Raw genomic sequence first — 2,522 nt, forward strand, 5'->3', positions numbered from 1 at the left:
CCACGCATGTCTGCTGGGCGCTGCTGGCGGGCGGCGAATCGGGCATGTCGGACGATGGCGAGCCCTCCGGCACGGCCGGCCGCCCGATCCTGGAAGTGCTGCGCCATCACGAAGTAGACGGCGTGCTGGCCGCGGTGGTGCGCTACTACGGCGGCATCAAGCTCGGCGCCGGCGGTTTGGTGCGCGCTTACACCGACGCGATCGCGACCACGATGCAACTGGCGCAACGCATCGAACGGGTGCCGCTCGGCACGTTGCAAGTAGAAGTCGATTACGCCGACGAAGCCCGCGTGCGCCGCTGGGTCGAGCAGGAAGGTCATGAACTCGATGAACCGGGTTATGGCATGACCGTACGAATGTCGATCCACATGCCGCTCGCCGTGCTTGACAAGGCCACCGATTCGATTCGCGACCTGACGCACGGGCGCGCGGCCGTTGAGCAACTACCGTGAGCCTGCCATGATCCAAGTCGAGCCGCCGGTTGTTCCCTTCGTGATCGCATTGCTGCCATCCGGGCCGGTGTTTTCATCGACGATCGAGACGACCATTCTCGAAGCGGCCGCGCTCGCCGGATTGCGTTTGCCCAGCTCATGCCGCAACGGCACGTGCAGGGCGTGCCTGTGCAGGCTGATAGAAGGCCGTGTCCGATACCGGGTCGACTGGCCCGGCCTGAGCGCCGAAGAAAAGGCCGATGGCTGGATCTTGCCCTGCGTGGCGTTGCCGGAATCGGATCTGAAACTGGATCAGCCGCATTTTCTATTGGTTTCCGATGCGGACCCAACGCGACGCAAACGCGGCCGGGGCTTCTGAAAACCACTCGGCACAAAGCTCGGGTAATTCGGGATTGTCGTCATTTATCAATGACATACGATAACGTTCCCGGGCGTCGAAGCGCGCCCGATTGTTCAGGGGCCCGTATCGAACGGCTCAAAAAGTGTACAATTGCGATTCGCCCGATTTTCTGGCAAGGCCAGATTAACTGAGATATCAATGACTAAAGTCTTGTTGAAAGAGAACGAACCTTTCGACGTCGCTATGCGCCGCTTTCGTCGCACCGTCGAACGCACTGGCCTGATTCAGGAACTGAAGTCACGCATGGCTTATGAAAAGCCGACCACCGAACGCAAGCGCAAGAAAGCTGCTGCGGTCGCTCGTTTGCGCAAGCAGATCCGTCGCGCGCAGTTGCCTAAGAAAATGTATTGATGGCGTGACGTGTTTTATTGTTTTATCGGCGGCTAGTGGCTCGATTTAGTTGCGGCCAGGCGCTGAGGAAGGTTGAGCCGGGCAATCGAATCGCCAACAAGGCGAGCCCGGGCGAAACAAGCGCGAAAGCGGCGGTAATCGCAGCGTTCGTGGCGATCTAAAGGCCAGACGCGAAGAATCAGCAGGTGTGATTCGTACTCCCCAATGCGGAGCGCCACTACACGGCTCACTGATCTGCCCCATGAGCACGCTCGCTGCGCGGCCCGACAAGCGCCAAGGTATCAAAGAATTCAGAAAGCCCGCACGATAAACATCGTGCGGGCTTTTTTCGCTTGGCGCTCATGCGTTACATCACGGTCGACCGCGCGCCCAGCCGTAAACGCATAAAGCCCGGCAAGCCGGGCTTTATGCGTTTAATCCGTTGGTTGCGGGGGTAGGATTTGAACCTACGACCTTCGGGTTATGAGCCCGACGAGCTGCCAGACTGCTCCACCCCGCGAAAAAGATTATAGCGCTAACGAGCACGCGCGGTCAAACTGAATCGAAGGATATTGCAATCGGACTGCGAGGAACGCACAGCAGCCCATCAGAACGCATTCGACTTCGAACTCAGCGTATCGATATCGCCTCGGCAGGCAAACGCGCGTCGGCACTAGTACGCGCGGCGTCGACGTTGCGCTGATGTGCCCGCGACAATCGATTGAGCAGCGGCAACAAAAGGAATGCGACGACCGCCCCGCCCGCAGCAACCCAGCCGAGGGCAAAGAAGAGCTTCGTATAAAGGGGCAGCGAAACCAGTGGATCGAGATCGCCCGACGGCATGCGCGCCAGGTTGGCGACCAGACTCCCGAGATACTGCGACACCCCCGTCGCCACGAAATACGCGCCCATCATGAAGCCGCTCATGCGGGACGGCACGTAGTGCGCGATCATCGCTAGGCCGAGGCCGGACACCAGCAACTCGCCAAGCGAATACAGACCGTAGCCACCGACCATGAACCACGACGAAACGCGGCCATCGACGGCAAAACGTCCGCTTAGCGCAAACACGAAGAAGCCCAGCGCGACGACGAGAAACCCTACCGCGTATTTAGCGGCGACGGGGATATCGCGGCCACGTTGTGCCAGCCGCGTATAGGCGATGGCGAGGAACGGGCTCAGAAGCATGATCCAGAGCGGATTGAGCGCCTGGAATTGCGCGGCGCTCCAGGAAAACAGGTTGACGTTGAAGAGCGTGAACGAGGGGTCCACGTTGCGCAGCGCGAACAAGGTCAGCGACGTAGACATCTGCTGATAGAAAATAAAGAACAGGATGATCT

The 2,522-nt window shown here is 59.7% G+C and carries 3 protein-coding genes, 1 tRNA gene and 1 pseudogene; 3 read left to right on the forward strand and 2 right to left on the reverse strand.

The features are described 5' to 3' along the window. The 3 genes from WCA53_RS27630 to rpsU all read left to right on the forward strand — a co-directional run. Nucleotides 1–452, forward strand: a 452-nt coding sequence (locus tag WCA53_RS27630; RefSeq protein ID WP_423918328.1) for an IMPACT family protein, incomplete at its 5' end; no start/stop codon positions are given. Between the two features lie 7 nt (nucleotides 453–459). Then, nucleotides 460–810 carry a 2Fe-2S iron-sulfur cluster-binding protein gene (locus tag WCA53_RS27635; protein ID WP_423918331.1) on the forward strand — a complete coding sequence of 117 codons (351 nt, stop codon included), beginning with the start codon at nucleotides 460–462 and terminating at the stop codon, nucleotides 808–810. Nucleotides 811–990: 180 nt separating this feature from the next. Then, nucleotides 991–1,203 (forward strand): 30S ribosomal protein S21, encoded by a 213-nt coding sequence (gene rpsU / locus WCA53_RS27640; RefSeq protein ID WP_165093256.1) that lies wholly within the window; start codon nucleotides 991–993, stop codon nucleotides 1,201–1,203. Between the two features lie 422 nt (nucleotides 1,204–1,625). On the opposite strand, the gene WCA53_RS27645 is transcribed toward rpsU, so the two are convergent. Beyond that, nucleotides 1,626–1,702 (reverse strand) — tRNA-Met (locus WCA53_RS27645). Between the two features lie 110 nt (nucleotides 1,703–1,812). Continuing rightward, nucleotides 1,813–2,522: pseudogene (locus tag WCA53_RS27650) on the reverse strand (MFS transporter); the annotation flags it as partial.

The sequence above is a fragment of the Caballeronia sp. genome (assembly GCF_049581465.1).
Lineage (GTDB): Bacteria > Pseudomonadota > Gammaproteobacteria > Burkholderiales > Burkholderiaceae > Caballeronia.

Coding starts and splice junctions, on each gene's coding strand:
- rpsU (WP_165093256.1), top strand. CDS start 991: ATGACTAAAGTCTTGTTGAAAGAGAACGAACCTTTCGACGTCGCTATG.
- WCA53_RS27635 (WP_423918331.1), top strand. CDS start 460: ATGATCCAAGTCGAGCCGCCGGTTGTTCCCTTCGTGATCGCATTGCTG.